Here is a 24,878-nt window from a genome sequence, read left to right as displayed (position 1 = left end):
AGCCGCCGGGACAGGGAGTTTTCATTTAGATGTTTATCCATTGCAAGCCCGTTCGCAAACTGGCGAAAACCGCCGCCGTGCTGGCAACTGCCGCATTTCTGGCTGCCTGTGAGACAGGTAATCTGGGTGGTGGACCATCAATCAATACATCCGCGCCTGTTCCTGTTGCCCTGCTGGTGCCCGCGGGTTCACCCCAGTCTGGTGACGCAGCATTGGCACGCAGCCTTGAAAACGCCGCGCGCCTTGCAATGTCCGACCTACAAAACGTGACTATTGATCTACGGGTCTACGATACACAAGGCAGTTCCAACACCGCCGCCGAGGTCGCACAGCGCGCTGTGGCAGACGGGGCGAAAATCATCCTTGGCCCCGTTTACGCGCAGGCGGCAAACTCTGCCGGGCTTGCTGTCCTGAACAATAACGTCAACGTGCTGTCTTTCTCGAACAATACCAGCATCGCGGGTGGAAATGTCTTTGTTCTGGGCCCGACGTTCCAGAATACGGCCAATCGCCTTGTGAACTTCGCCGGTACGCAGGGAAAAACCGGTGCCGTGATCGTCCACAGCAATGACGCCGCAGGTCAGCTTGGCCAGTCGGCGATCGCCAATGCGCTAAGCAGCAGCCGGGTGAACAACGCCGGTACGGTCGCATATGACCGCTCACAGCAAGGTGTCATCAACTCGGTACCCACGATCAAGGCCACAGTCGATGCGTCAGGCGCCGATTCCATCTTTTTGACCGCTACCACAGCGGGGGCATTGCCGCTGTATTCGCAATTGCTGCCCGAAGCTGGTGTTTCGCCTGCAACGACGCAGTTTATGGGTCTGACGCGCTGGGACATCCCCGCCCAGACGCTTGAGCTGCCGGGCGTGCAAGGCGGGTGGTTTGCGCTGCCCGATCCATCCAAGGCACAAGCCTATCGCCAGCGCTATAACAATACCTATGGCGAAGCGCCGCATCCGATCAGCGGCCTGGCCTATGACGGCATCGCGGCGATCGCTGCGTTGGTCAGCCAAGGTAAGTCGAATGCGCTGACAGCGTCGGCACTAACACAAAATGCCGGTTTCCAAGGTGTTGGCGGAATTTTCCGCCTACGCTCGGACGGTACGAACGAACGCGGTCTGGCTGTCGCCACGATCCAGAATAAACAGGTAGTAGTGATTGACTCCGCCCCACAAAGCTTCTCTGGCGCTGGCTTCTGATCGGCCCGCGCTGACCCTCGTTCCGCGCGGCGAACTGATATGCCCGGCTGATGACATATTCGACAGTAACTCTGTTATGGCGCAACTGTCGGAAGCCTTCAAAAAGACATCGGAAAACGCCGCACGGCGCAATGAAACCGTGCGAGTACTGCGCGATGCCCAAAAAGCCGGACGTCAGGCCATTGCCGACGCATTTGCCAAACGTCCCTTCGATGCGCGTCCGCTCACCCGTTCTTATACCTACCTGACCGACGGTCTGGTCTGCACTGCCATGCAAGTGGCAAGCCTGGACCTGCATCCGCTGGCCACCCCGACGCAGGGTGAAAAGATTGCCGTACTGGCGGTGGGGGGATATGGGCGCGGTGAAATGGCCCCGGCATCAGACGTCGATCTTCTGTTCCTGACCCCCTACAAGATTACCGCCTGGGCCGAGAGCGTGATCGAGTCCATGCTCTATATCCTCTGGGACCTGCGGCTAAAGGTCGGGCATTCCTCACGCACCATCAAAGACTGCCTGCGGCTTGGCGGCGACGATTTCACGATTCGTACCGCGATGCTGGAACAGCGTTATCTGGCAGGTGACCAAACGCTTGCCGGCGATCTGACAAAACGGCTGCGCGAAGATCTATTCAAGGGCACCGAGCGTGCCTTCATCGAAGCCAAACTACAGGAACGTGACGAGCGACACATAAAGCAAGGCCAGCGCTACATGGTCGAGCCCAACGTGAAAGAAGGTAAAGGCGGGCTTCGGGATCTTCAGTCTTTGTATTGGATCGCCAAATACATCTACGGCGTACAGGATGTGGCCGAGTTGGTGCCCCTTGGTCTGTTCACGCCGGACGAATTCGCCACCTTTGTTCAGGCCGAGGATTTTCTGTGGGCAGTGCGTTCCCACCTGCATCTGGTGACGGGACGGGCCACTGAACAACTGACCTTCGATTTGCAAGTCGAAGTGGCCGATCGCATGGGGTACGAAGACAGGGCCGGACGCCGCGGCGTAGAAGTGTTCATGCAGCGCTATTTCCGCGAGGCCACGAAAGTCGGGGAACTGACGCGTATTTTCCTGACCAAACTGGAAGCAAGCCACATGAAAGGTGCGGCTTTGCTTGAACGTATTCTGCGTCGCCGCCCCCGGGTCAAACCCGGCTTTCGCGTCGTTCACGGTCGACTGAACGTCGCCGACCCGGACCAGTTCCTTGTCGACAAGCTGAACATGCTGCGCCTCTTTGAAGAGGGGTTGCGCACCGGAATGTTGATCCATCCCGACGCGATGCGACTGGTTACCGCGAACTTGCATCTGATCGACGAGGACATGCGCGAAAACAAGGAAGCCCAGCGCATTTTCCTTGATCTGATGCTGAAGCACGGAAACCCTGAACGGGCCTTGCGCCGAATGAACGAACTGGGGGTTCTGTCTGCTTTCCTGCCGGAATTCGAACACATCGTCGCAATGATGCAGTTCAACATGTATCACAGCTATACGGTGGATGAGCACACCATCCAGTGCATCGTAAACCTTGCCCAGATCGAGCGCGGTGAGTTGGTGGAATCCCTACCGTTGGCCTCGTCAATCCTGAAAGAGGGCATTAATCGCAAGGTCCTGTATGTGGCGCTGCTGTTACATGACATTGCCAAGGGGCGGCCCGAAGATCATTCTATCCTTGGCGCGCAGATTGCCCGCAAGGTCGCGCCCCGTTTGGGGCTGAACAAGAAGGATGCGGAAACCGTCGAATGGTTGGTGCGGTATCACCTGTTGATGTCCGACATGGCGCAAAAGCGCGATATTTCGGACCCGCGCACGGTAAGGGATTTTGCCAAGGCGGTGAAAACGGTTAAGCGGCTGGACCTGCTGACGGTTCTTACAGTCTGCGATATCCGCGGTGTGGGGCCGGATACCTGGAACAACTGGAAAGCAACCCTGCTGCGGGCCCTGCACGCCGAAACAAAGCGCGCACTTGAGACAGGAATGGAAGACCTCAACCGTGCCAATCGCGGTGCGGGTGCCAAGAAAGCGTTGCGCGCGAAACTGGCCGAATGGTCAAAGGGTGACCTGAAGACGGAAACTGCTCGGCACTATGACCCCTATTGGCAAGGTCTGCACCTTTCAACGCATGTCGAGTTCGCCGAGATGCTTAGGGACCTTGATCGCAACGGGGATTCAGGTGGGATGGAAATCCGCCTGCACCCGGACGAGGATCGTGATGCAACGCGTGCCTGTTTTGCCATGGGCGACCACCCGGGTATCTTTGCGCGAATTGCGGGGGCGCTGGCCTTGGTCGGAGCAAACGTGGTCGATGCACGCAGCTATACCACCAAGGACGGATATGTGACCGACGCGTTCTGGATTCAGGATGCCGAGGGACGCCCGTTCGAGTCCAGCCGACTGCCACGCCTGACGCAGATGATCCACAAAACGCTTAAGGGTGAAGTGGTCGCGCGCGATGCCCTGAAAACCCGCGACAAGATCAAGAAGCGTGAGCGCGCATTTAACGTACCCACCCATATCATCTTCGACAATGACGGGTCCGAGATTTACACAATCATCGAAGTGGATACGCGCGACCGCCCCGGGCTACTGTATGATCTGGCCCGCACGCTGGCCGCCGCCAATGTCTATGTGGCAAACGCCGTGATCGCGACCTATGGCGAGCAGGTGGTCGATACCTTCTATGTCAAAGACATGTTCGGGCTGAAATACCACTCGGAAGGCAAACAGCGCACACTGGAGGCCAAGCTGCGCAAAGCCATCACCGAGGGCGCCAAGCGCGCAGCCTCATGAAGCAGATCCGGCTGTTTTCGGGCCTGTTCACGGTCGGGTTCTGGACCCTCACCAGTCGGATATTGGGATTTCTGCGTGAAATTCTGCTTACGGCCTATATCGGGCCGGGGCCAGTGATGGACGCGTTTGTCGCCGCATTTCGCCTGCCAAACATGTTCCGCCGATTTTTCGCCGAAGGTGCATTCAACGCCGCGTTTGTGCCGATGTTCTCGAAACGACTGGAGGGCGAAGAGGACGCGCAGGGCTTTGCACAGGATGCCTTCAACCTGCTTGCGGCGGCGGTGCTGGCACTGGTCGGGCTTGCAATGGTTTTCATGCCCGCTCTGGTCTGGGTAACGGCCGAAGGGTTTTACGGCGATGAACGGTTCGATCTGGCGGTCGACTACGGCTATGTGCTGTTCCCATACATCCTTTTCATGTCATTGGCCGCGTTGTTTTCGGGCGTTTTGAACGCTACAGGCCGGTTTGCGGCTGCTGCGGCCGCGCCGGTTCTTCTAAATGTCTTTGCCTGTGCCGCCCTGATCGCCGGGGCCATGTCCGGCGGGGAAGTGATCCGCTGGCTAATCGCCGTAATCCCGCTGGCCGGTATTGCGCAACTGGCGTTGGTCTGGGTCGCGACCGAGCGTGCCGGATTCCGCATTCGCCCCGGGCTACCAAAACTCAGCCCCGAGATGCGGCGGATGGTGCGCATCGCTGTTCCTGCGGCGCTCGCCATGGGGGTGACGCAGGTCAACCTTGTGGTGGGACAGCTTGTGGCGTCCAAGACGGAAAAGGCCGTTAGTTGGCTATTTGCAGCCGACCGCCTGTACCAGTTGCCCTTGGGCGTCGTCGGCATCGCTGTTGGCATTGTCCTGCTGCCTGACCTGTCACGACGCCTGCGCGCCGATGACAAGGACGGCGCACGCAACGCGTTCTCGCGCGCGGGAGAGTTCACGCTGCTGCTGACGATCCCGTCGACCGTGGCTTTCGTGATCATTCCGAATCCGTTGGTTTCAGTCCTGTTCGAACGCGGTCAATTTAGCGCCGAAGACACGGCGGCGACGGCCCTTGCCGTCGCGATTTACGGAATTGGGCTGCCCGCCTTCATGCTGCAAAAGCTGCTGCAACCTTTGTTCTTTGCGCGCGAGGACACGCGGTCGCCCTTTCACTATGCGGTGGTCGCCATGATCATCAACGCTGGGCTGGCCTTTGGGCTGTATCCGGTGGTGGGATGGATTGCGCCTGCGATCGCGGCCTCGGTCGCAGGCTGGGCCATGGTCGGGCTGCTGATTATCGGGGCACGGCGCATGGGGGAAGAAGCCCGGTTTGACGACCGTTTCAAACATCGTGCGTGGCGCATCATGGCCGCGTCTGCCGGGATGGGCGTTGTGCTTTTCGCCGCCATTCATCTGTTTGGCTGGGCGTTTCACGTACCCGGCTGGCGGTATCTTGCATTGATGCTGCTGATCTTGGTTGCCGCCGTCACGTATTTCTTTCTTGGTCACCTAATGGGCGCTTTCAAGGTGTCTGAGTTCAAGACGGCTCTGCGCCGGTCGTGATCAATCCCGCCGTATACGCCCCACGATCCGCGCCCAGCCACCCGGAGCCAGAAAGAACGACAGGCCAAAGCCGGTGGCAAACCCACCCAGATCAGCGACCCAATCCAGCGTTCCGCCAAATAGAAGGCCGAACAGCAACTGAATGCCCATCAACACCACAATCAGGCTGAAGGCGCGCGACTGGTTCTCTCCGATCAGCGACAGCTTTCGCCACAAAATCCACGTGAACGCTCCAATCAGGCCGTAGACCGGGGGGAATCCTCCGACCAGCGGATATTGCGGATCAAGCGGCACAGCATAGATCAGTGCGCCGCCGATACCGGACAGCACAAAGATTACCAGCATCTGCACGCTGCCAAACACTTCGGCCACCATCTTTCCCATGGCCAACACAAAGACACAGACAAAGACGGCCTGGGTGAAATTGGCCGACACGAACGGATAGGTCACGAAACGGATCAGATGTTCGAAAGGCCACCGGCCATTCTCAGCCATCCAGTCAAAGATGTCGGGCGAAAACGAATACTGCTGCAACGCGTCCAGCCGCCAGCCGATAGCAGACGGCCCTCCGACCAGCCCGCGTGAGCCCAGCATAAAGATCAGCTCGATCCCGAAGATGAACAGAACCAACGCCACCACAACGGGCGGCAGAGGGTTCACGGCTGGCGTATAATGCTCACTGCTCATTGGGCTGGCCTTTCGCGGCTGTTGACGTCCCTTGACCTCATGGGTAAGCGACGGGGGCTGATTTTTCCAGACGGGAGTTCCCTTCGATGACCGAAACCCAGTTCACACCGCGTGTGTTTTCCGGCATCCAGCCTTCGGGAAACCTGCACCTTGGTAACTATCTGGGTGCGCTCAAGCGTTTTGTGGATATGCAGGGCGAAGATTACGAGACCATCTATTGCATGGTCGACCTGCACGCGATCACCGTCTGGCAAGACCCCGCCCGTCTGCGTGAAAAAACCCGCGAGGTTTGCGCCGGTTTCATCGCCGCCGGGCTGGACCCCGAGAAATCTATCCTGTTCAACCAAAGTCAAGTGCCCGAGCACACGCAACTGGCGTGGATTTTCAACTGTATCGCTCGCATGGGCTGGATGCAGCGGATGACGCAGTTCAAGGACAAGGCGGGCAAGAACGCACAGAACGCTTCGCTTGGCCTGTTTGCTTATCCGGCGCTGATGGCGGCGGACATTCTGACTTACCACGCAACGCACGTGCCAGTGGGTGAGGATCAAAAGCAGCATCTGGAGCTGACCCGCGACATCGCGATCAAGTTCAACCATGACTATGGTGTCGAGTTCTTCCCAGTGACCGAGCCCGTGATCGGTGGCCCCGCGCCGCGCGTGATGAACCTGCGGGACGGGTCGCGTAAGATGTCCTCCTCGGACCCGTCGGACATGACGCGGATCAACATGACTGATGGCGCTGACGCCATTGCCAAGAAAATCCGCAAGGCCAAGACGGACCCGGATGCCCTGCCCTCAGAAGTTGACGGCCTGTCGGAAAGACCCGAAGCGCGCAATCTGGTGAATATCTACGCGGCCCTCAGCGACCAAACCGCCGAGCAGGTTCTGGCCGAGGTTGGCGGCAAGCAGTTCGGAGAATTCAAGCCCATGCTGGCGGAATTGGCTGTGTCGAAACTGGCCCCGATCTCGTCCGAGATGGCGCGACTGATGGGTGAAGAGGCCGAGATTGATCGCATTTTGGCCAATGGCGCGGAAAAAGCACGCGCGATTGCCGCCCCGATCCTGCAGCAGACCTACGACATCGTGGGCATGGTCGGCGCAAAACAGGGCTGATTGCGCTGGACGTTGCCGTTGCGTCTTCCTAGGTTTGCCGCAAAGCTTGGGAGGGCGTCATGGCAGTCGGCAAAAACATCCGTACCTATTTCGAAGGTCAATGGCATGACGGGGACGCGCCGATCATGCGTGCGGCTGATCACGGTGCATGGCTGGGATCGTCAGTCTTTGACGGGGCGCGGTATTTCGATGGGCTGGCACCCGACCTTAAGGCCCATTGCGCCCGCGTGAACCGCTCGGCCGAGGCGCTGATGCTGACACCGACAGTGACGACAGATCAGATGGTCGAGATCGTGGGCGAAGGTCTTGAAAGCTATGCGCCCGACTCTGCCGTCTATATCCGCCCGATGTACTGGGGCATCGACGGGGACGCGACCGCGATTGTCCCGCAGGAAAACAGCACCGGCTTTGCCATTTGTCTGGAAGAAATTCCGATGGCCCCCGAGACCGCCTCAGCAACGCTGGGATACACGCGCTTCCGCCGTCCGGTTCTGGAATCAGCCGTTGTGAACGCCAAGGCGGGCTGCCTTTACCCGAACAATGCGCGGATGCTGCAAGAGGTCCGGTCCAAGGGCTTTGCAAATGCCCTGGTGGCTGACGCTCTTGGGCATGTAGCTGAAACCGCTACTGCCAATATCTTCATGGTTCGTGACGGCGAGGTCTTCACCCCCACCCCCAACGGCACTTTCCTTGCCGGGATCACGCGCGCGCGCCACATCGAAAACCTGCGTGCCGATGGTGTGACCGTGCACGAATCCGTCCTGACCTTTGATGATTTCCATAAGGCTGATGAAGTCTTCATGACCGGCAACATGAGCAAGATCACCCCGGTCACGGCGCTGGAGGACACGCAATATCAGGTCGGGCCCATCGCCCGACGTGCGCGCGAGCTGTATTGGGACTGGGCGGCCAGCACGCGTTAGGCATCGGTTGCCAGCGCGCATCAGGTCGGGCATGATCGCCCGAAATGAATGAGGACACCCATGCGTAAGTTCCTGGTCGTATTGGATGACAGCCGCGAATGCCTGAACGCGATGCGGTTTGCAGCGATGCGTGCGGCCCATACGGGCGGCGGTGTGACGATCCTATCGGTCATTCCCCCCGATGAATTCAACCATTGGATCGGTGTGGCCGAAGTGATGCGCGAGGAAGCCCGCGAACGTATCCACGCCCATTACGAGGTATTCGCGAAGTGGATGCGCGACAAACAGGGTGTCGACCCGGAACTGGCCATTCGCGAAGGCGAACCGGTGGCGCAGATCATAGAACATGTACAGTCCGACCCCGAGATCGGCGTGCTGGTGCTGGGCGCTGGTGTCGAAAAGAAAGGCCCCGGGCCATTGGTAACTCAACTCACCAAGAATTCTGGCAGCATGCCCATTCCGATCACGATTGTTCCCGGCGATCTAAGCAAGGAAAAGCTGGAAGAAATCACCTGAGGCCTAACCATGCCGCATAGCATTCAGTTCTGGTTCGAATACGCTTCGACCTATTCTTACCTCAGTGCGATGCGTATCGAGGACGTCGCGACCAGCCACGGGGTCACTGCCGAATGGCAGCCTTTTCTGCTGGGGCCGATTTTCGCGTCGCAGGGTTGGGATAATTCTCCGTTCAACCTGTACCCGGCCAAGGGCCGCTACATGTGGCGCGACATGGAACGACTGACGGCGCAGCGAAACTTGCCCTTCCAAAAACCCAATCCATTTCCACAAAACGGCTTGAAGGCGGCGCGGCTTACGTTGGCCATCGAAGATCACGCGCAAAGAGCCGCGTTCAGCCGCGCAGTTTATTCGGCAGAGTTTGCAAACGGGCAAAACATCGCGGACGACGCTGTATTGCGCGCATGCCTTGCCGAAGCCGGATTATCGCAGGACCTGCTTGACAAGACGCAGGACCCCGCAGTCAAGGCCGCGCTTATAACACAGACAAAAACAGCGCAGGATAATGGGCTGTTTGGCGCCCCCAGCTTTCTGGTGGGCGGGGAACTGTTTTGGGGGGATGATCGGTTGGAGGATGCGGTCAGGTTTGCCACCACAATTTAGAACGGTTCCAAATCTTGACTTCCTGCGCGCGGACCCGCATATCATGAGCAACGAAAACGGAGCCGCGCCATGTTCATCCAGACCGAATCCACGCCGAACCCTGCAACGCTGAAATTCCTGCCCGGCCAAACCGTGCTGGAGGTTGGCACCGCAGACTTTCCAACAGCGGAAGCGGCAGAAAAATCGCCTCTGGCGAGCCGTATCTTTACCGTTGATGGCGTGACTGGCGTTTTCTTTGGCAACGATTTCGTGACCGTCACAAAATCGGATGACGTGCAGTGGGACCATATCAAACCGGCCATTCTTGGCGCGGTCATGCAGCACTATCACTCCGGCCAACCGGTCATGGCGTCGGACGCGACCACAGCTTCTGGCCATGCAGAACACACCGGTGAAGATGCTGAGGTTGTGAACCAGATAAAAGACCTTCTGGACAGCCGCGTTCGGCCTGCCGTGGCGCAAGATGGGGGCGACATTACCTTCCACGGATTTGACCGGGGCGTGGTCTATCTGCACATGCAGGGCGCCTGCGCGGGCTGCCCTTCCTCGACCCTGACGTTGAAAATGGGGATCGAGAACCTTCTGCGCCACTACATTCCCGAAGTGACCGAGGTTCGCCCAGTTGCCGTCTGAACCGGTTATTCTGGCTTTCGACACATCGGCCGCGCATTGCGCGGCCGCTTTGTTGCAGGGCGACCACATTGTCACGTCAAAGGTCGAGGTTATGACCCGCGGCCAGGCCGAACGCCTCATGCCATTACTGGAAGAGGTTCTTGCAGAAGCTGGGCGCACATGGGGTGATCTGTCCGCGATTGGCGTCGGGATCGGGCCGGGCAATTTCACTGGTATTCGGATTTCAGTTTCTGCTGCGCGCGGGCTGGCCCTTGGTCTGGGGGTTCCCGCAGTCGGTGTGTCGGGCTTCGAGGCAATATGTGCGGATTTTCAGGACAGAATTCCAGCAATCCGCGCGCCGCGAGAGCGGGTATATATCTCAACCCCGGAAACCGGTCCTATGCTGCAAACTCTGGAATCCGCAGAATCACTTGGCCCGCTGGCCTTCAATGATGACGCCGATCAACAGGTCCGGGCCATCGCACGCATCGCGGCGCATCGTTGGCGAACTGTGACTGAACCTCCGGCACCTCTTTACATAAGGTCGGCCGATGCCGCCCCTTCACGGGACGTTCCACCGGCATTGCTGGACGAATGACACCGGAAGAGCTGGCCGAAACTCATGCGGCGGCGTTCACGCAATCCCGCCCGTGGACGGCTGCCGAATTTGCCGACCTGCTGTCAAACCGGTTCACGCATGTCGTTGGAAATTCAAAATCTTTCGCTCTGTTTCAGGTGATCGCGGACGAAGCGGAATTGATCACCATTGCAACGCACCCCACACTTCTGCGTCAGGGGCTGGCAAAACTGCGTATGAACGAATGGCACACCAAAGCCAAAAATTTAGGCGCATCCCGTTCGTTTCTGGAAGTGGCCAAAAACAACTCTCCTGCGATCGCTCTTTATGAGCAGATCGGATACCGCCCCTGCGGGTTGCGCAAAGGGTATTACCAGCAGGAAAACAATAATAAAATTGATGCCGTTGTCATGGAATTCACCCTGACCCGACATCAGGCAGCGAATTAATTCGACCAGATGGTCAAAAATCTGTTGACCACGGCTGTTGCAAACGTCCTTAATTCCCGCCATCACAAGAGTTATGCTCGCTCATAGTGGGTAAACGGGGCTATTTTGGCTCCGACCGACAATAACAAACGGGAGTATGAAATGAGCCTGATGAAATCCTTGATGGGCGCTGCCGCCGCCGTCGCTCTGACTGCGGGTGCCGCATTGGCCGAACCGGCCCTGATCTTTGACCTGGGTGGCAAGTTCGACAAGTCGTTCAACGAAGCCGCACATAACGGCGCACAGCGTTGGGCCAACAAGACCGGCGGCACATACCGCGAGATTGAGCTTCAGTCCGAAGCGCAGCGCGAACAGGCCCTGCGCCGCTTTGCCGAAGCAGGCGCGAACCCGATCATCACCATGGGCTTTGCGATGGCCGACCCGCTTGCCGCCGTTGCAGGTGACTATCCGGACACCAAGTTCGTCGCTGTTGACGTGAACTGGCTGGATGCACCGAATATTCGTCAGGTCAGCTTTGCCGAGCATGAAGGCTCTTATCTGGTTGGCATGATGGCGGCTATGGCGTCTGAATCCGGGACTGTTGGTTTCATCGGTGGCATGGATATCCCGCTGATCCGTCACTTTGGCTGCGGCTACGCGCAAGGTGCCAAGGCAGTGAATCCTGATATCGAAGTGGTTGCCAACATGACCGGCACCACCCCTGCCGCATGGAACGACCCGGTGAAGGGCTCGGAACTGACCAAGGCGCAGATCAGCCAGGGTGCTGACGTGATCTATGCAGCCGCAGGCGGCACCGGCGTGGGTGTTCTGCAAACCGCTGCCGACGAAGGCATCCTGTCGATCGGCGTTGACAGCAACCAGAACCACCTGCACCCGGGCAAGGTTCTGACTTCGATGCTGAAACGTGTGGACGTTGCGGTTTATGACGCAATGACCGCAGGCGAAAACGTCGAAACCGGCGTGTTCACCATGGGTCTTGCCGAAGACGGTGTTGGCGTTGCCATGGACGACAACAACAAGGAACTGGTCTCGGCACAGATGGCCGATGCTGTCGAAGCCGCGCGCAAGGGCATCATTGATGGCGACATCAATGTGGTTGCGTACTACGAGAACGACACCTGCCCGGCACTGCAGTTCTGATATCGCGCGAGGCGGGGGCTGACCTCCGCCTTGCACCCATTTTGCCGCGTTGTGCATCGCGGCCTTTCGGCAAACCAAGGACAAGACATGACCGTCCCCGCCATTGAGCTCAAAGGGATTTCCAAAGCCTTTGGGCCGGTTCAGGCCAATAAAGACATCTCGATCAGCGTTGCCCCCGGTACGATCCACGGGATCATCGGTGAAAACGGTGCGGGCAAATCCACGCTGATGAGCATCCTCTACGGCTTTTACAAAGCCGATAAGGGCGAGATCTGGATCAACGGTACCAAAACCGACATCCCAGACAGTCAGGCAGCGATCGCAGCCGGCATCGGGATGGTGTTCCAGCATTTCAAGCTGGTGGAAAACTTCACCGTTCTGGAAAACATCGTTCTGGGCGCCGAAGACGGCGGGCTGTTGGCCCCGTCGCTGTCAAAGGCGCGTAAGGAACTGAAAGCGCTTGAAGAAGAGTATGAACTGTTCGTGGACCCTGACAAACGCATCGACGAGATCGGTGTGGGGATGCAGCAGCGTGTGGAAATCCTTAAGGCGCTGTATCGTCGGGCTGAAATTCTGATCCTGGATGAGCCTACGGGTGTGTTGACGCCGGCCGAAGCGGATCAATTGTTCCGCATTCTGGACCGCCTGCGTGCCGAGGGTAAAACCATTATCCTGATCACCCACAAGCTGCGCGAGATTATGGAGGCCACAGACACCGTTTCCGTGATGCGGCGCGGCCAGATGACGGCAACCGTCAAAACGGCCGAGACCAACCCACAGGAACTGGCCGAGCTGATGGTGGGCCGCAAGGTCCTGTTGCAGGTCGACAAGGTGCCCGCTCAACCGGGCAAACCCATTCTGGAAATCGAAAACCTGCGGGTCGTCGATGAGGCCGGTGTCGAACGCGTCAAGGGCATTGACCTGACCGTACGCGCAGGCGAGATCGTGGGCATCGCGGGTGTCGCCGGAAATGGCCAGTCCGAGTTGCTGGAGGTATTGGGCGGAATGCGCCCCGGCCTTGGTTCGATCAAGCTGAATGGCTCTCCTCTGGCGCTGAGTGGTGCTGGATCGGACGGGCAGGCCCGGCGCGCCCAACACATCGCCCATGTGCCCGAGGACCGTCAGCGCGAAGGTCTGATCATGGACTTCCACGCGTGGGAAAACGTGGCGTTCGGCTATCACCGGGACCCGGAGTATAAGCGCGGCATCTTCATGGATAACGCCGCCCTGCGCGCAGACACCGAGCGTAAGATCGAAAAATTTGACGTCCGGCCGCCAGATGGGTGGCTGGCCGCCAAGAATTTTTCGGGTGGTAACCAGCAAAAGATCGTCGTGGCCCGCGAAATCGAGCGCAACCCCGACCTGTTGCTGGTCGGTCAGCCCACGCGAGGCGTGGATATCGGCGCGATCGAGTTCATTCACAAACAGATTGTCGCCCTGCGTGATCAAGGAAAAGCAATCTTGTTGGTTTCTGTCGAACTGGAAGAGATATTCTCGCTGTCCGACCGGATCGCTGTGATGTTCGACGGACATATCATGGGTGAGCGTCTGCCCCATGAAACGGACGAAAAAGAACTGGGCCTGCTGATGGCCGGTGTTGCGGGAGAGGCCGCGTAAAATGGATAAAATGCCCAAATGGGCCGACGTCATCCTGATCCCGCTGATCAGTCTGATATTGGCCGCAATCCTGTCGGCGCTGGTCATCCTCGCCATCGGAGAAAACCCTCTCGAGGCTGTAAACCTGATGGTCACCGGCGCGTTGGGGTCCACCTATGGCTGGGGCTACACCCTGTATTACGCGACCAACTTCATGTTCACCGGGTTGGCGGTGGCTGTCGCCTTTCACGCCCGGATGTTCAATATCGGCGGCGAAGGACAGGCCATGTTGGGCGGGCTGGGTGTTGCCATGGTCTGTCTGTATATTGACTGGCCACATTGGAGCATCGCGTTGCTGGCCGCATGTGTCGGCTCGGCGCTGTTTGGCGCGATGTGGGCTGCAATTCCGGCCTATCTGCAGGCAAAGCGTGGCAGCCATATCGTGATCACCACGATCATGTTCAATTTCATAGCCGCTGCGTTTCTGAACTATATGCTGGTCAACGTGATGCGTCCGCAGGGCTCGCAAGACCCCGCGACGGCACGCTTCCCCGAAACTGTGCATCTTCCGACGTTCCAGTCGATGTTCTCGACCGCCGAGAATGCCCTGTTCCGCGGCGCGCCTGCGAATATCTCGTTCTTTGTCGCTTTGCTGGCCTGTGTCGTGGTCTGGGCGCTGATCTGGCGCACTCGGCTGGGATACGAAATCCGCGCCTACGGCCATTCCGAAACCGGTGCTGTTTATGCCGGGATTTCACCCGTGCGTATCACCATCATCGCGATGCTGATTTCGGGCGCGCTGGCCGGCATGATGGCCATCAACAACGTAATGGGCGAGGCCGAACGTCTGGTTCTGAACTCGACCGAGGGCGCAGGCTTCATCGGGATCGCTGTGGCCCTGATGGGTCGATCTCATCCGTTTGGCGTGTTCCTTGCCGCGCTCCTGTTCGGCTTTCTGTATCAGGGCGGCGCGGAACTGGCGTTGTGGACCTCGATCCCGCGTGAGCTGATTGTTGTTATCCAGGCCCTTGTGATCCTGTTCACCGGAGCACTGGACAACATGGTTCGGATGCCGCTTGAAAAGCTGTTCCTCAGCCTGCGGAAAGGAGCACAGTGATGGAGTTCTTCGTAACGCTCATCCAGGTCCTTGATTCCACCATCCGTCTGGCAACGCCCTTGCTGCTGGCATGTCTGGCAGGGCTTTATTCAGAGCGGGCGGGTATTTTTGACATCGGTCTGGAAGGCAAGATGCTGATGGCCGCCTTCTTTTCGGCTGCGGTGGCTGCCGTGACCGGCTCGGTCTGGCTGGGCCTTCTGGCGGGGATCGGGGCTTCGCTGATCCTGTCGGCGCTGCATGGCGTGGCATCAATCACGTTTCGTGGCAATCAGCTTATTTCGGGGGTCGCCATCAACTTTCTGGCGTCGGGGCTGACTGTCCTAATCGCTCAAAGCTGGTTTCAGCAAGGCGGCCGCACTCCGTCGCTGTTTGGCGGCGGCCGTTTTGAGCCGATCAATTTCCCCTTCGCAGACGCCCTGAGCGACGTTCCCATTATCGGACCTATCTATTCCGAACTGCTGTCGGGGCACTCAATTCTTGTCTACGTCGCGTTCCTGATGGTCCCTGCGACATGGTGGATTCTGTATCGCACCCGCTTTGGCCTGCGCCTGCGCGCTGTGGGTGAAAACCCTGCAGCGGTGGATACGGCCGGCGTTTCCGTTGTTGGCCTTCGGTTCGCAGCCGTCGCGATCTGCGGCGTTTTGTGTGGTATTGCCGGAGCGTATTTGGCCACCGCCCTGCAGGCCGGGTTCGTCAAAGAGATGACAGCCGGGCGCGGCTTTATCGCACTGGCTGCGTTGATCTTTGCAAAATGGCGCCCGTGGCACGCGATGTGGGCCTGTCTGTTGTTCGGCCTGCTGCAGGCCGTGGCGTTGCGGTTCCAGAATATCGACCTTGGCGGTGTTGTCATTCCGGTTCAGGTCATGGACGCCCTGCCCTATATCCTGACCGTAGTCATTCTGGCCGGGTTTGTGGGCAAAGCAATCCCACCGCGCGCAGGTGGCGAGCCTTATGTGAAAGAGCGCTGATAAGTCCAGATATGGACATATTTCAGTCCTGTTCGCTGCAGAGCGGCATGCAGAGTTGATTTTGCATGCCGCAAAGGTTCTAAAGAGGTATGCGCGTGTTTCCTGTGATATCCGACCTCGAACAAAGACCCACCGGGGTCCGGGGCGCACTGGAACACAATTGGGAAAAGGCGGTATCGCAATTTCCATTACGTAACACGGGTGTTTTCATCGGACTGATCGCAACCGGGTCGCCAAGCTGTTTCACTGCCTCAGGATGCGTTAATGCGCAACTACGTCACTTTTCGCCGGACCGTATCGCAACGTGCGATGCATCCAGCCTCAACCGTTAAATAGTCATGCAGATTTATCTACCAATCGCCGAAGTCTCTGTGAACGCCTTTCTGTTGCTGGGGCTGGGCGGGATGGTTGGCATCTTGTCGGGCATGTTTGGTGTCGGCGGCGGCTTTCTGATGACGCCGCTGTTGTTCTTTATCGGAATTCCCCCGGCCGTGGCCGTGGCGACCGAAGCCAACCAGATCGTCGCCTCTTCGTTTTCCGGCGTTCTGGCGCATTTCCGACGACGAACTGTCGACTTCAAAATGGGCACGGTCCTTCTGACAGGGGGGTTGATCGGTGCGGCGCTTGGGGTAGTCGTCTTTAACTATCTCAAAAGTCTGGGCCAGGTCGATCTGTTGGTGACGCTGTGCTATGTCGTCTTTCTTGGGGTCGTGGGCAGCCTGATGTTCGTCGAGAGCCTGAACGCATTGCGCAAATCAAAGAAGGGCGGCGGTGCCCCTGCCCCCCGGCGGCAGCGCGGCTGGGTTCACGCGATGCCGTTCAAGATGCGTTTCCGCACCTCGGGCCTGTATATCTCGGTCATCCCGCCTATGCTGGTCGGCCTTTGCGTCGGCGTTCTGTCCGCGATCATGGGAGTTGGCGGCGGATTTATCATGGTTCCTGCAATGATCTATCTGCTGGGGATGCCCACAAAGGTCGTTGTCGGAACTTCGCTATTCCAGATCATCTTTGTGACCGGCTTTACCACAATGCTACATGCGACCACCAACTATACGGTGGATATCGTACTGGCTGTCCTGCTTTTGGTCGGCGGGGTTGTCGGCGCGCAGATCGGAACAGTGATCGGATCACGGATGCCTGCGGAACAGTTGCGCGTGCTTCTGGCGGCGTTGGTTTTGGTTGTTTGCGGCAAACTGGCCCTGGACTTGCTGATCGAACCCTCCGAGCTTTACTCGCTTGGCACGGAAGGGGGGCATTGATCATGCTGAAACGCCTGATCCTGCTTTTTGCGTTATGCGTCACCCCTGCCCTTGCCGAGGATGAGCAGGTCGTGCTTGGCCTTAGTCATGACCGCGTGGCCATCACTGCCACATTCGATGGTTCTGAAATCCTGATCTTTGGCGCGGTCAAGCGTGAAACTCCCATCCCCTCGGGCCCACCGCTGGAGGTCATTGTGGCCGTTGCTGGCCCCTCGAGCCCTGTCATGGTTAGACGCAAGGAACGCAAGCTGGGGATTTGGGTAAATACCGACAGCGTCCTGGTGGACCTTGCGCCCAGCTTTTATGCCGTTGCGACCAGTTCACCGCTGGATGACATTCTGTCGGATACCGAGGATCTGCGGTACAGAATTTCAATTGAACGCGCCATCCGTTCCGTTGGTGCAGCGATGCATATCCGAAGCGCACAGGACTTTGCCGATGCCGTCGTCCGCATTCGCGAAGATGAAGGGCTTTACTCGATCCGTGAAGACACCGTGGCCGTGGACGAACAAACCCTGTTTCGAACCTCGATCGCCATGCCCGCCGACTTGACCGAAGGCGACTATACCGCGCGCATTTTCCTTACCCGGGACGGCAGCGTGATTTCACAGTTCGAAACCACGATCGACGTTCGCAAAGTCGGTCTGGAGCGGTTCCTTTACAACATGTCCCGTCAGCAACCGGTTTGGTACGGGCTGATGTCTCTGGTAATAGCCATTGCTGCGGGCTGGGGCGCGTCCACCGCTTTCCGTTTACTGCGCGAGAACTAAAGGCTACCCGCGACCGATATAGGGCATGGTTGTCGCCATCACGGTCATGAACTGGACATTGGCCTCAGCCGGCAAGGACGCCATGTGAAGCACGGACTGGGCCGCATCCTCAACCGCCATGGTTGGATCGGGCTGCTCACCCGCCGCAATCGCATTGTCGACCAATCCCTGAACCATCTGCGTCCGCGCGTTGCCGATATCAATCTGGCCGCAGGCAATCCCGAAGTCGCGCCCATCCAAGGACAGACTACGGGTCAAACCGGTGATTGCATGTTTCGTCGCTGAATAGTGGACCGAGTTCGGGCGCGGCACATGCGCTGCAATCGAACCGTTATTGATGATCCGCCCACCCTGCGGGGATTGGTGCCGCATGATCCGAAACGCCTCGCGCGCAGATAGGAACATCCCATTCAGGTTGACGTTGACGCTTTGGTACCAATCCTCCAACGCGATTTCGTCAATCGTGCCGCCGGGCGCAAAAATACCCGCATTGTTGAACAGCACTTCCAATCGTCCGGCCTTGTCCAGAAAGCGGTTGAACGCGCCCGAGACCGCCTCGGGTTCTGTCACATCCGCCGGCAAGGGAACAGCGTTAGATCGGCCACTGGACATCGCCGCCAAAGTGTCCGCGCTGCGCGCCAAAAACCCAACGGTCCATCCCTCATCCAGAAAAAGCTCGGCCGTCGCGCGCCCAATGCCCGCGCTGGCCCCAGTGACTATGATCGTCTTCATGTTTCTTCTGCCTCCAAAGTCAGCGAGGCCGCCGGATGCGCACGCAGATCATCCACCAGCAGCGGGTGGGTGGGTTTGGCCAAGCGGTTGCGCACCACCCAGATCAACCTCTCTTGTGCGCGGGTGATGGCCACATAGGCCAACCGCTTCCACAACGGCTGCCCGGCCTCTGTCCGGCCCATCCGGGCGGCTGCATAAATGTCCGGGGCAAAGACCTGAACCGTGTCCCACTGCGACCCCTGCGCCTTGTGGATCGTCACGGCGGCCCCATGCAGAAAGGTTGCGCCCATTCGCGCGGCATAGGGGATAAAGGGCTCTTCCTCATCCGGCATCTCAATTTTCACAATCGACGCAGCGCTGACCTGCGGGTCTTCGGCCCCCATGACGTGCAACCGGGAAAACCCCGGTTTACGTCCCGGCCCCAGATAGATGACCTGAGCACCCTTGATCAGCCCGCGCGCCTCAAGGTCCAGACGCTTTTTGCGATGTTTCAAGGGCAGCTCAATCCCATCGCAAATCAACGGCTCACCCTCCAACAACTCGGTGTCGGGGGCGCCGTGGACGTGCCGGAACGCCTGAATCAGACGGATACGCGTCGCATTGCGCCAGACCAGAACGGGGCTGCGAGCCATCAGATCAACTTCGACTCTTTGTCCCCAGACAACACGCTCATCCTTTTGGGCGGTCTGTTCGACCAGCCGTTCGAAATCTTCGAAACCCATCTGCGGGTCTGCCAGCGCATGAGCGAGGTCCAGAATAGGGTTATCCGCAGTCTGTCTGTGTACCCGGTGCAAAATCTGCTTACGTGGTTCGGGCAATGCGTCAAACACCATGCTGCCGGATTGATTGACCGGGGCCAACTGGGCGGGGTCGCCAAAAAGCAACAGCGTTGGGAAAATCTCTTGCAAATCCTCGAATTGGCGATCATCCAGCATCGAGGCCTCGTCCACGAACCCGATATCAAGAGGTTCATCCCGACGTTTCCAACCCGTTATGAAATCGGACCCGCGCAACCCCGCGGCTGCCAAAGCGCCGGGGATGGACTTGTTGTTCTGATAAAACGCAGCCGCGCGGTCCAGCGCTTCGTCCGTCAGCCCTTCGATCTCGGGCTGCTCATCGTTGCCCGCCAGCCATTCGGCGATGCGTTCGTATTCCGGGTCATATACTGGCGTATAAAGGATACGATGGATCGTTGTCGCGGGCACCCCGCGCAGGCGCAACACACTTGCTGCCTTGTTGGTCGGCGCAAGGATGGCCAAGCTGCGCTTTTCGCGGGCCTTGCGGCTTTCGAAATCGCCCGAGACAACCTGAACGCCCGTTTCTGCAAGGGCCTTGTAAAGCTCGGCCAGCAAAAGGGTCTTCCCGGATCCCGCCTTACCGATAACCGCCATGACACCGGATTTCCCGTTGCCCGGAAGCTTCAGCAGGGCGTCGTCATCCAGATCAACTCCGGCGGATTTGAGCATCTCGGCAATGCTGTCATAGGCGGCGGCCTGATCATCAGAGAAGGTCACGGGGGGCAAAGACATGGCGCGACCCTACAGGGCCACGCCAGCTATCACCAGATACGGAATTACGTTTTCGCGTGCTTCAGGCTGACAAGGAAAATCGGTGTTGCCGCCCGGTCCCGAACGCGGTCTTGAACCACAGCCGAGACAATTCCCGCGGGATACCCGCGCGCTCTGCAACCCGATAGCAGTCTTCAGCCGAATAGGGCCAAAGCCCCACGGAAATCTGGTCACGGCCTTTACCTTCGGAGCCTAAAACGTTCGGCGATGACCCGATAAGGCGATAGATCCGAATCATCCGCGCATCAAAAACACCCGCGATGTGAGTCAGGCCGAATCCTTCCATGATTTCACCCCCACTCAACATGATTGCCCCAGCGGTATGAGGGCTAGCCGTGCGGGACAGGCAAAAGCGAGTCACCTCCCAGATCACGGGGCTGTTGATCGGCTCACCCCCTGTCAGATGTCCGAAAACCTCATTCACCATGACGCGGCCCGTTGTCGGCAGAACCCGCATGGACCCGCCATGGCTGCCGTCCTCCTCCTCCCAGATGACATAGAGCGGGTTCAGATCATCGTATTGATCCCGCTCCTCTCCGTTTTCATTGACGTAAACATCCCAGCCCAGCCGGGTTTTGAACTGATCCGCGCGATCGCGGAACATTCCGTCGGCCAGCTTCGGAAACTTGTGCAATTCATCTGCGAACAAATAGCGCAACATGACTTTTTCCCCTTGTCGTCCTGTGCAGGAACGAAGGGGGTACAAAGTCGTAGTTAATTTCCCGTTCGAGGAGCGCCCGACCGTTAAACCACTATTAATCCTCGGCTGAGTGCGGTGGCGATGGCGTGGGTGGTGTTCTGCGCCCCAAGCTTGGCACGGGCGCTTTCGATGTAAACACGTAGCGCATGCTCTGAGATTGACAGGGAATGGGCCACCTGCGCCCGGTTATAGCCCAGCGCCAGCAATGTCATGGCATCCACTTCTCTTGGAGACTGCCCGCGGGTCGCGTCCGGCTGCCTGTCACTTTCAAACTCCAGCGCCTTGCGATTGAAAAAATGAGCAATCAGGATCAATTCGCGCCCATGGGTTTCCATGAAGCTTTTCCAGGTGTCATCGTCACAAGAGTGATTTACCGTAAACAGGGCGAATTGCCCGTTCGGGCCACGGATCGGGATTGAATAGCCCTGATTACCTACCCCATGTTCCAGTGCATCTTTATAGAAGTTTTTTGCGACCTTTCTCGACCAATCCAATGTCTTCCAGTCAACAGGATGGAATCTTTGGAAACACCCCAAAATCACAGGGTCAATTCGGTGGTAGTTTTTCTCTCGGTATCTTTCGGCCCACCGATCAGGATACGTAGTATAGCCGTATTGATCACCGGCCCCGTCAACCCAATGGTAAATGATATGTTCGATCTGCAGCCTGTCGCGAAGCCGAACGGCGACATCGCCAAGTTCGTCAAGCGTGCTGGTGTTTTCCAAGTCCTCCAGAACTTGACTCAAATCGAGTTGTATTCCCATCCGCGGGTGCCCGTGCCTCGTTGCTTGCGGACGCAATCTCGGCTGCGGCGATCAGTTTGGTGTCATCCAACTGTTCGGCAAGCGCGGTCAGACCGTTTTCAACCGCAAAGGCGTTGAGGTCCGACAGAACGTCCAGTATCCACTCATTTCTCGCCATCTAGGGTCGCTCCGAAAGGGTTAACGAAGGGTTAACACAACTATAGCATATGGGATGTTTTTTGCCCTATTCACCGGTTTCTACTCCCCCAAAATAGGGGGCAGCGTTTTGGTAACTTATTGAAACAAAAAGATATGGATGAAATAGAAAACGCCCGCGAACCGAAACAACGATTCGCGGGCGAAACTGTTTAGGATTCAGCCGGTTTAGCTGCGTGCGTCCAGAACCTCTTCCAGTGTACGCATTCCTGTCCGCGGTGCCTGTACCAGAACCGACATGTTGCCTGGCTTGTGCTCGTTCCGCATCATCTTCATGTGCGCTTCGGGCAGTTCATTCCACGAGAACACTTCGGACATGCACGGATCCAGACGACGCTCGACCATCAACTGGTTCGCGGCTGACGCCTGCTTCAGGTGAGCAAAGTGTGAACCTTGCAGACGCTTCTGGTGCATCCACATGTAACGCACATCGAAGGTTAGGTTATAGCCGGTGGTCCCCGCGCAGATCACAACCATGCCGCCCTTTTTCACCACGAAGGTCGACACCGGGAATGTGCTTTCACCGGGGTGTTCGAAGACCATGTCGACGTTCACACCCTTGCCGGTGATGTCCCAGATCGCCTTGCCGAATTTGCGGGCTTCTTTGAACCACTCGGCATATTCCGGTGTGTTCACCGTGGGCAGTTGACCCCAACAGTTGAAGTCTTTGCGGTTCAGAACGCCCTTGGCACCAAGGCCCATCACAAAGTCACGCTTGCTTTCGTCCGAGATCACACCGATCGCGTTTGCACCAGCGGTGTTGATCAACTGGATAGCATAGGACCCCAGACCACCCGAGGCACCCCAGACCAGTACGTTCTGGCCGGGCTTCAGGTCATGCGGCTCATGCCCGAACAGCATCCGGTAAGCAGTTGCCAGCGTCAGCGTGTAACAGGCGCTTTCTTCCCAGGTCAGGTGCTTGGGACGCGGCATCAACTGCTGTGCCTGCACGTTGGTGAACTGAGCAAACGATCCGTCGGGCGTCTCATAGCCCCAAATCCGCTGGCTGTCCGAATACATCGGATCACCACCGTTACACGCTTCGTCGTCACCATCATCCTGGTTGCAGTGGATCACGACCTCGTCGCCCACTTTCCAGCGCTTAACCTTGTCACCGACGGCCCACACGATGCCCGATGCATCGGAACCTGCGATATGGAAAGGCTGACCGTGGCCGTCAAACGGGCTGATCGGCTTACCCAGCGACGCCCAGACGCCGTTATAGTTCACACCGGCGGCCATAACCAGAACCAGCACCTCGTGGCTGTCCAGCTTGGGAACATCGACCACTTCAAGCTGCATTGCCGTGTCCGGCTCACCATGGCGTTCTTTGCGGATCGCCCATGCATACATTTTCTTTGGAACAAATCCCATCGGGGGGATTTCGCCCATCTCATAGAGGTCTTTTTCCGGCGCGTCGTAGGACGCGATACCGCTTTCGGTGTCCAGAGCCATGTTGGCCTCCTATTATTTCAACCCTTCGCCGCGATGCAGAATCGCAGCATTAACAGATGAGATATTGGGCATTGAGCAACATTGCAATAGAATTTGCACCTATTTTGTAATTTTATGACCCAGCAGACGCAGAAATTTACTTTGCTGCCGCAGCATTCATGCCTTCGACATCTATGGGCGCGGACGCCGCGTAATAGCTCAACAGGTCAACCCTTTGGCCGGATTGAGATATTTTCCCGTCCACCTGTTTCAGAATCCGCCGCTGCACGAGTTGATCCAAAGCCTGTGTGATTGCTGTGTCCTCGGGGCCTACCAAAGTTCCGTCACGTCGCATGAGTTCAGACACGAAGATACGCACGTCATCTTCCAGCAATTCCCCGCGTTCTTGAATCAGTTTGCAGATGGCAGGCAAGGGAACCAAAGGAATCGCGTCGCGGATTTGGCCCATCAAGGCGCGGGCAAGATCTGTCATGACATCCCGGTCGTGATCTGATCGGAAGTCCTGCAAAGAAATCGGCTGACCATACCGGACCGAGGCCAAGCCAAATCGCGTGTATCGCCCGATCAGCTTTCGCCCAATCTGTTTCATGATCCAACCGGTGATCACCCCGATCCGGGCGCGAAAGCGCCGATCGCTTCCGAGGGCCGCTTTGGTCAGGATCGTATCCTCCAACACCCGGTCATAATTCAGGGCCACTGGAACAAAGACGACGTCTTTCCCTTCTGGACTGGTGCCATCCAGAATATATTTCAAAAGCCCCAGCTTCGGCCGCCCCAATGCTCCGGTCAGGCTTAGCCCCCCCTCTGGGAACATGGCCTGTGTCACCCCGGCTTCGGTTGCATGTCGCACGTAGCAGGCCAGCACCTGACGATAGAGTTCACTGCCCGATCTGCGCCGAATAAAGTAAGCCCCCATCGCCCGAATCAACCGGCTAAGAGGCCAGACCCGCGCCCACTCACCGACGGCATATGACAGTGCAGAGTGCTGAGCCGCCAGGTAGGTCACCAGAACATAGTCCATATTGCTTCGGTGATTCATCACGAACACAACGGTCGCGTCTGGATCAATGTTCTTGATGGCCTCTTCGTCCTGATAGCTAAGGCGCACATCATAGAATGCGTTGCTCAGCATCCGCGCCAATCTGATTGCAAAGCTGAAATAGGCAACTGCGGAAAAGGATGGCACGATCTCACGCGCATATTTTCGCGCCTGCTCGAACGCGACCGCCTCGGGGACACCTGTTTCGCGTGAATGATCCTGCACCGCCTGCCCCACCTGAGGATCGTAGATCAGGCGCTGAATCATGTCATGACGTTCAGCCAGCTTGAACGGTTGGATCGGTCGTTGAAGCCGTTCGTTCAGGCGTTTGACCGCGCGCTCCAGTCGACGTCGAAAGAACCACCTCACGGATGGGAACAGGAAATGCGATGCCAACGTGACCGCGGCAAACACCAGGATCAGCAAAAAAAGCCAAAGCGGAAGCTCAACGGTCTGAGTCATGCGCGCACCCTGCCAGCAAACGTTGCGTCCTACAATCAGAACAAGCCAGAATGCCGCGTCGCAGCGAATTGACATATCCCGAAAATTGCGCTTTAGAACCCATGGACGTAAT

General features: G+C 57.9%; 24 protein-coding genes. 16 read left to right on the top strand and 8 right to left on the bottom strand.

What is annotated here, in order from left to right:
* Nucleotides 1-29: 29 nt before the first annotated feature.
* From GOX73_RS08430 to murJ, 3 genes are read left to right on the top strand one after another with little or no spacing between them, the layout of a single operon-like run.
* Nucleotides 30-1,202, top strand: coding sequence for a penicillin-binding protein activator (locus GOX73_RS08430; RefSeq protein WP_171124486.1), 1,173 nt, complete (start codon nucleotides 30-32; stop codon nucleotides 1,200-1,202).
* Entirely contained in the window at nucleotides 1,162-3,981 is a 2,820-nt protein-coding gene (locus tag GOX73_RS08425; protein WP_171124484.1) for a [protein-PII] uridylyltransferase, read from the top strand. The genes GOX73_RS08430 and GOX73_RS08425 overlap by 41 nt, the downstream gene beginning before the upstream one ends.
* The gene (murJ, locus tag GOX73_RS08420; protein WP_171124482.1) at nucleotides 3,978-5,519 is read left to right on the top strand and encodes a murein biosynthesis integral membrane protein MurJ; all 1,542 of its coding nucleotides are present in this window, start codon (nucleotides 3,978-3,980) and stop codon (nucleotides 5,517-5,519) included. The genes GOX73_RS08425 and murJ overlap by 4 nt, the downstream gene beginning before the upstream one ends.
* Here the strand turns inward: murJ and GOX73_RS08415 are convergent, their stop codons facing one another.
* Nucleotides 5,520-6,206, bottom strand: coding sequence for a rhomboid family intramembrane serine protease (locus GOX73_RS08415; protein ID WP_171124480.1), 687 nt, complete (start codon nucleotides 6,204-6,206; stop codon nucleotides 5,520-5,522).
* An 86-nt stretch (nucleotides 6,207-6,292) separates the two neighbouring features.
* Between GOX73_RS08415 and trpS the strand changes: the two genes are divergently transcribed.
* The 13 genes from trpS to GOX73_RS08350 all read left to right on the top strand — a co-directional run bounded on the left by trpS (nucleotide 6,293) and on the right by GOX73_RS08350 (nucleotide 17,851).
* The gene (gene trpS, locus GOX73_RS08410; RefSeq protein ID WP_171124478.1) at nucleotides 6,293-7,321 is read left to right on the top strand and encodes a tryptophan--tRNA ligase; all 1,029 of its coding nucleotides are present in this window, start codon (nucleotides 6,293-6,295) and stop codon (nucleotides 7,319-7,321) included.
* Between the two features lie 59 nt (nucleotides 7,322-7,380).
* Entirely contained in the window at nucleotides 7,381-8,244 is an 864-nt protein-coding gene (locus GOX73_RS08405) for a branched-chain amino acid aminotransferase (RefSeq protein ID WP_171124476.1), read from the top strand.
* Nucleotides 8,245-8,304: 60 nt separating this feature from the next.
* Entirely contained in the window at nucleotides 8,305-8,760 is a 456-nt protein-coding gene (locus GOX73_RS08400) for a universal stress protein (RefSeq protein ID WP_171122517.1), read from the top strand.
* A gap of 9 nt (nucleotides 8,761-8,769) precedes the next feature.
* On the top strand, nucleotides 8,770-9,363 hold the full coding sequence (locus GOX73_RS08395) for a 2-hydroxychromene-2-carboxylate isomerase (protein WP_171124473.1): 594 nt from the start codon (nucleotides 8,770-8,772) through the stop codon (nucleotides 9,361-9,363).
* 69 nt (nucleotides 9,364-9,432) lie between these two features.
* Nucleotides 9,433-9,996, top strand: a complete 564-nt coding sequence (locus GOX73_RS08390; RefSeq protein ID WP_171134850.1) for a NifU family protein — start codon at nucleotides 9,433-9,435, stop codon at nucleotides 9,994-9,996.
* Complete coding sequence (gene tsaB / locus GOX73_RS08385) at nucleotides 9,986-10,573, top strand: tRNA (adenosine(37)-N6)-threonylcarbamoyltransferase complex dimerization subunit type 1 TsaB (RefSeq protein WP_171124469.1); 588 nt, start codon at nucleotides 9,986-9,988, stop codon at nucleotides 10,571-10,573. The genes GOX73_RS08390 and tsaB overlap by 11 nt, the downstream gene beginning before the upstream one ends.
* Nucleotides 10,570-11,001 carry a GNAT family N-acetyltransferase gene (locus GOX73_RS08380; protein WP_171124467.1) on the top strand — a complete coding sequence of 144 codons (432 nt, stop codon included), beginning with the start codon at nucleotides 10,570-10,572 and terminating at the stop codon, nucleotides 10,999-11,001. Before tsaB ends, GOX73_RS08380 begins: the two co-directional genes overlap by 4 nt.
* 141 nt (nucleotides 11,002-11,142) lie before the next feature.
* Nucleotides 11,143-12,141 (top strand): BMP family protein, encoded by a 999-nt coding sequence (locus GOX73_RS08375; RefSeq protein ID WP_171124465.1) that lies wholly within the window; start codon nucleotides 11,143-11,145, stop codon nucleotides 12,139-12,141.
* Between the two features lie 87 nt (nucleotides 12,142-12,228).
* A complete protein-coding gene (locus tag GOX73_RS08370; protein ID WP_171124462.1) occupies nucleotides 12,229-13,758 on the top strand; it encodes an ABC transporter ATP-binding protein in 1,530 nt (509 codons plus the stop codon).
* A 1-nt stretch (nucleotide 13,759) separates the two neighbouring features.
* Entirely contained in the window at nucleotides 13,760-14,854 is a 1,095-nt protein-coding gene (locus GOX73_RS08365) for an ABC transporter permease (RefSeq protein ID WP_171122531.1), read from the top strand.
* Entirely contained in the window at nucleotides 14,854-15,822 is a 969-nt protein-coding gene (locus GOX73_RS08360; RefSeq protein ID WP_171124460.1) for an ABC transporter permease, read from the top strand. Before GOX73_RS08365 ends, GOX73_RS08360 begins: the two co-directional genes overlap by 1 nt.
* Before the next feature lie 338 nt (nucleotides 15,823-16,160).
* Nucleotides 16,161-17,081, top strand: a complete 921-nt coding sequence (locus GOX73_RS08355; protein WP_171124458.1) for a sulfite exporter TauE/SafE family protein — start codon at nucleotides 16,161-16,163, stop codon at nucleotides 17,079-17,081.
* Between the two features lie 2 nt (nucleotides 17,082-17,083).
* On the top strand, nucleotides 17,084-17,851 hold the full coding sequence (locus tag GOX73_RS08350; RefSeq protein ID WP_171122536.1) for a TIGR02186 family protein: 768 nt from the start codon (nucleotides 17,084-17,086) through the stop codon (nucleotides 17,849-17,851).
* A gap of 3 nt (nucleotides 17,852-17,854) precedes the next feature.
* On the opposite strand, the gene GOX73_RS08345 is transcribed toward GOX73_RS08350, so the two are convergent.
* From GOX73_RS08345 to GOX73_RS08315, 7 genes are all read right to left on the bottom strand, one after another.
* The gene (locus tag GOX73_RS08345; RefSeq protein WP_171134849.1) at nucleotides 17,855-18,583 is read right to left on the bottom strand and encodes an SDR family oxidoreductase; all 729 of its coding nucleotides are present in this window, start codon (nucleotides 18,581-18,583) and stop codon (nucleotides 17,855-17,857) included.
* A complete protein-coding gene (locus GOX73_RS08340; protein WP_171124454.1) occupies nucleotides 18,580-20,112 on the bottom strand; it encodes an ATP-dependent RecD-like DNA helicase in 1,533 nt (510 codons plus the stop codon). The genes GOX73_RS08345 and GOX73_RS08340 overlap by 4 nt, the downstream gene beginning before the upstream one ends.
* Before the next feature lie 61 nt (nucleotides 20,113-20,173).
* A complete protein-coding gene (locus GOX73_RS08335) occupies nucleotides 20,174-20,812 on the bottom strand; it encodes an acyl-homoserine-lactone synthase (protein WP_171124452.1) in 639 nt (212 codons plus the stop codon).
* Nucleotides 20,813-20,895: 83 nt separating this feature from the next.
* Nucleotides 20,896-21,615, bottom strand: a complete 720-nt coding sequence (locus tag GOX73_RS08330; protein WP_171124450.1) for an autoinducer binding domain-containing protein — start codon at nucleotides 21,613-21,615, stop codon at nucleotides 20,896-20,898.
* Complete coding sequence (locus GOX73_RS08325; RefSeq protein ID WP_171122368.1) at nucleotides 21,554-21,772, bottom strand: hypothetical protein; 219 nt, start codon at nucleotides 21,770-21,772, stop codon at nucleotides 21,554-21,556. The genes GOX73_RS08330 and GOX73_RS08325 overlap by 62 nt, the downstream gene beginning before the upstream one ends.
* Before the next feature lie 206 nt (nucleotides 21,773-21,978).
* A complete protein-coding gene (ccrA, locus tag GOX73_RS08320; protein ID WP_171122546.1) occupies nucleotides 21,979-23,265 on the bottom strand; it encodes a crotonyl-CoA carboxylase/reductase in 1,287 nt (428 codons plus the stop codon).
* Nucleotides 23,266-23,401: 136 nt separating this feature from the next.
* Nucleotides 23,402-24,766, bottom strand: coding sequence for a 1-acyl-sn-glycerol-3-phosphate acyltransferase (locus GOX73_RS08315; protein ID WP_171124447.1), 1,365 nt, complete (start codon nucleotides 24,764-24,766; stop codon nucleotides 23,402-23,404).
* Nucleotides 24,767-24,878: the final 112 nt, after the last annotated feature.

Origin of the sequence: Ruegeria sp. HKCCD7221 (genome assembly GCF_013031225.1) — a bacterium.
Lineage (GTDB): Bacteria > Pseudomonadota > Alphaproteobacteria > Rhodobacterales > Rhodobacteraceae > Ruegeria.
The sequence above is the reverse complement of the archived record's forward strand: the minus strand, read 5'-3'. Positions and strand labels throughout refer to the sequence as shown.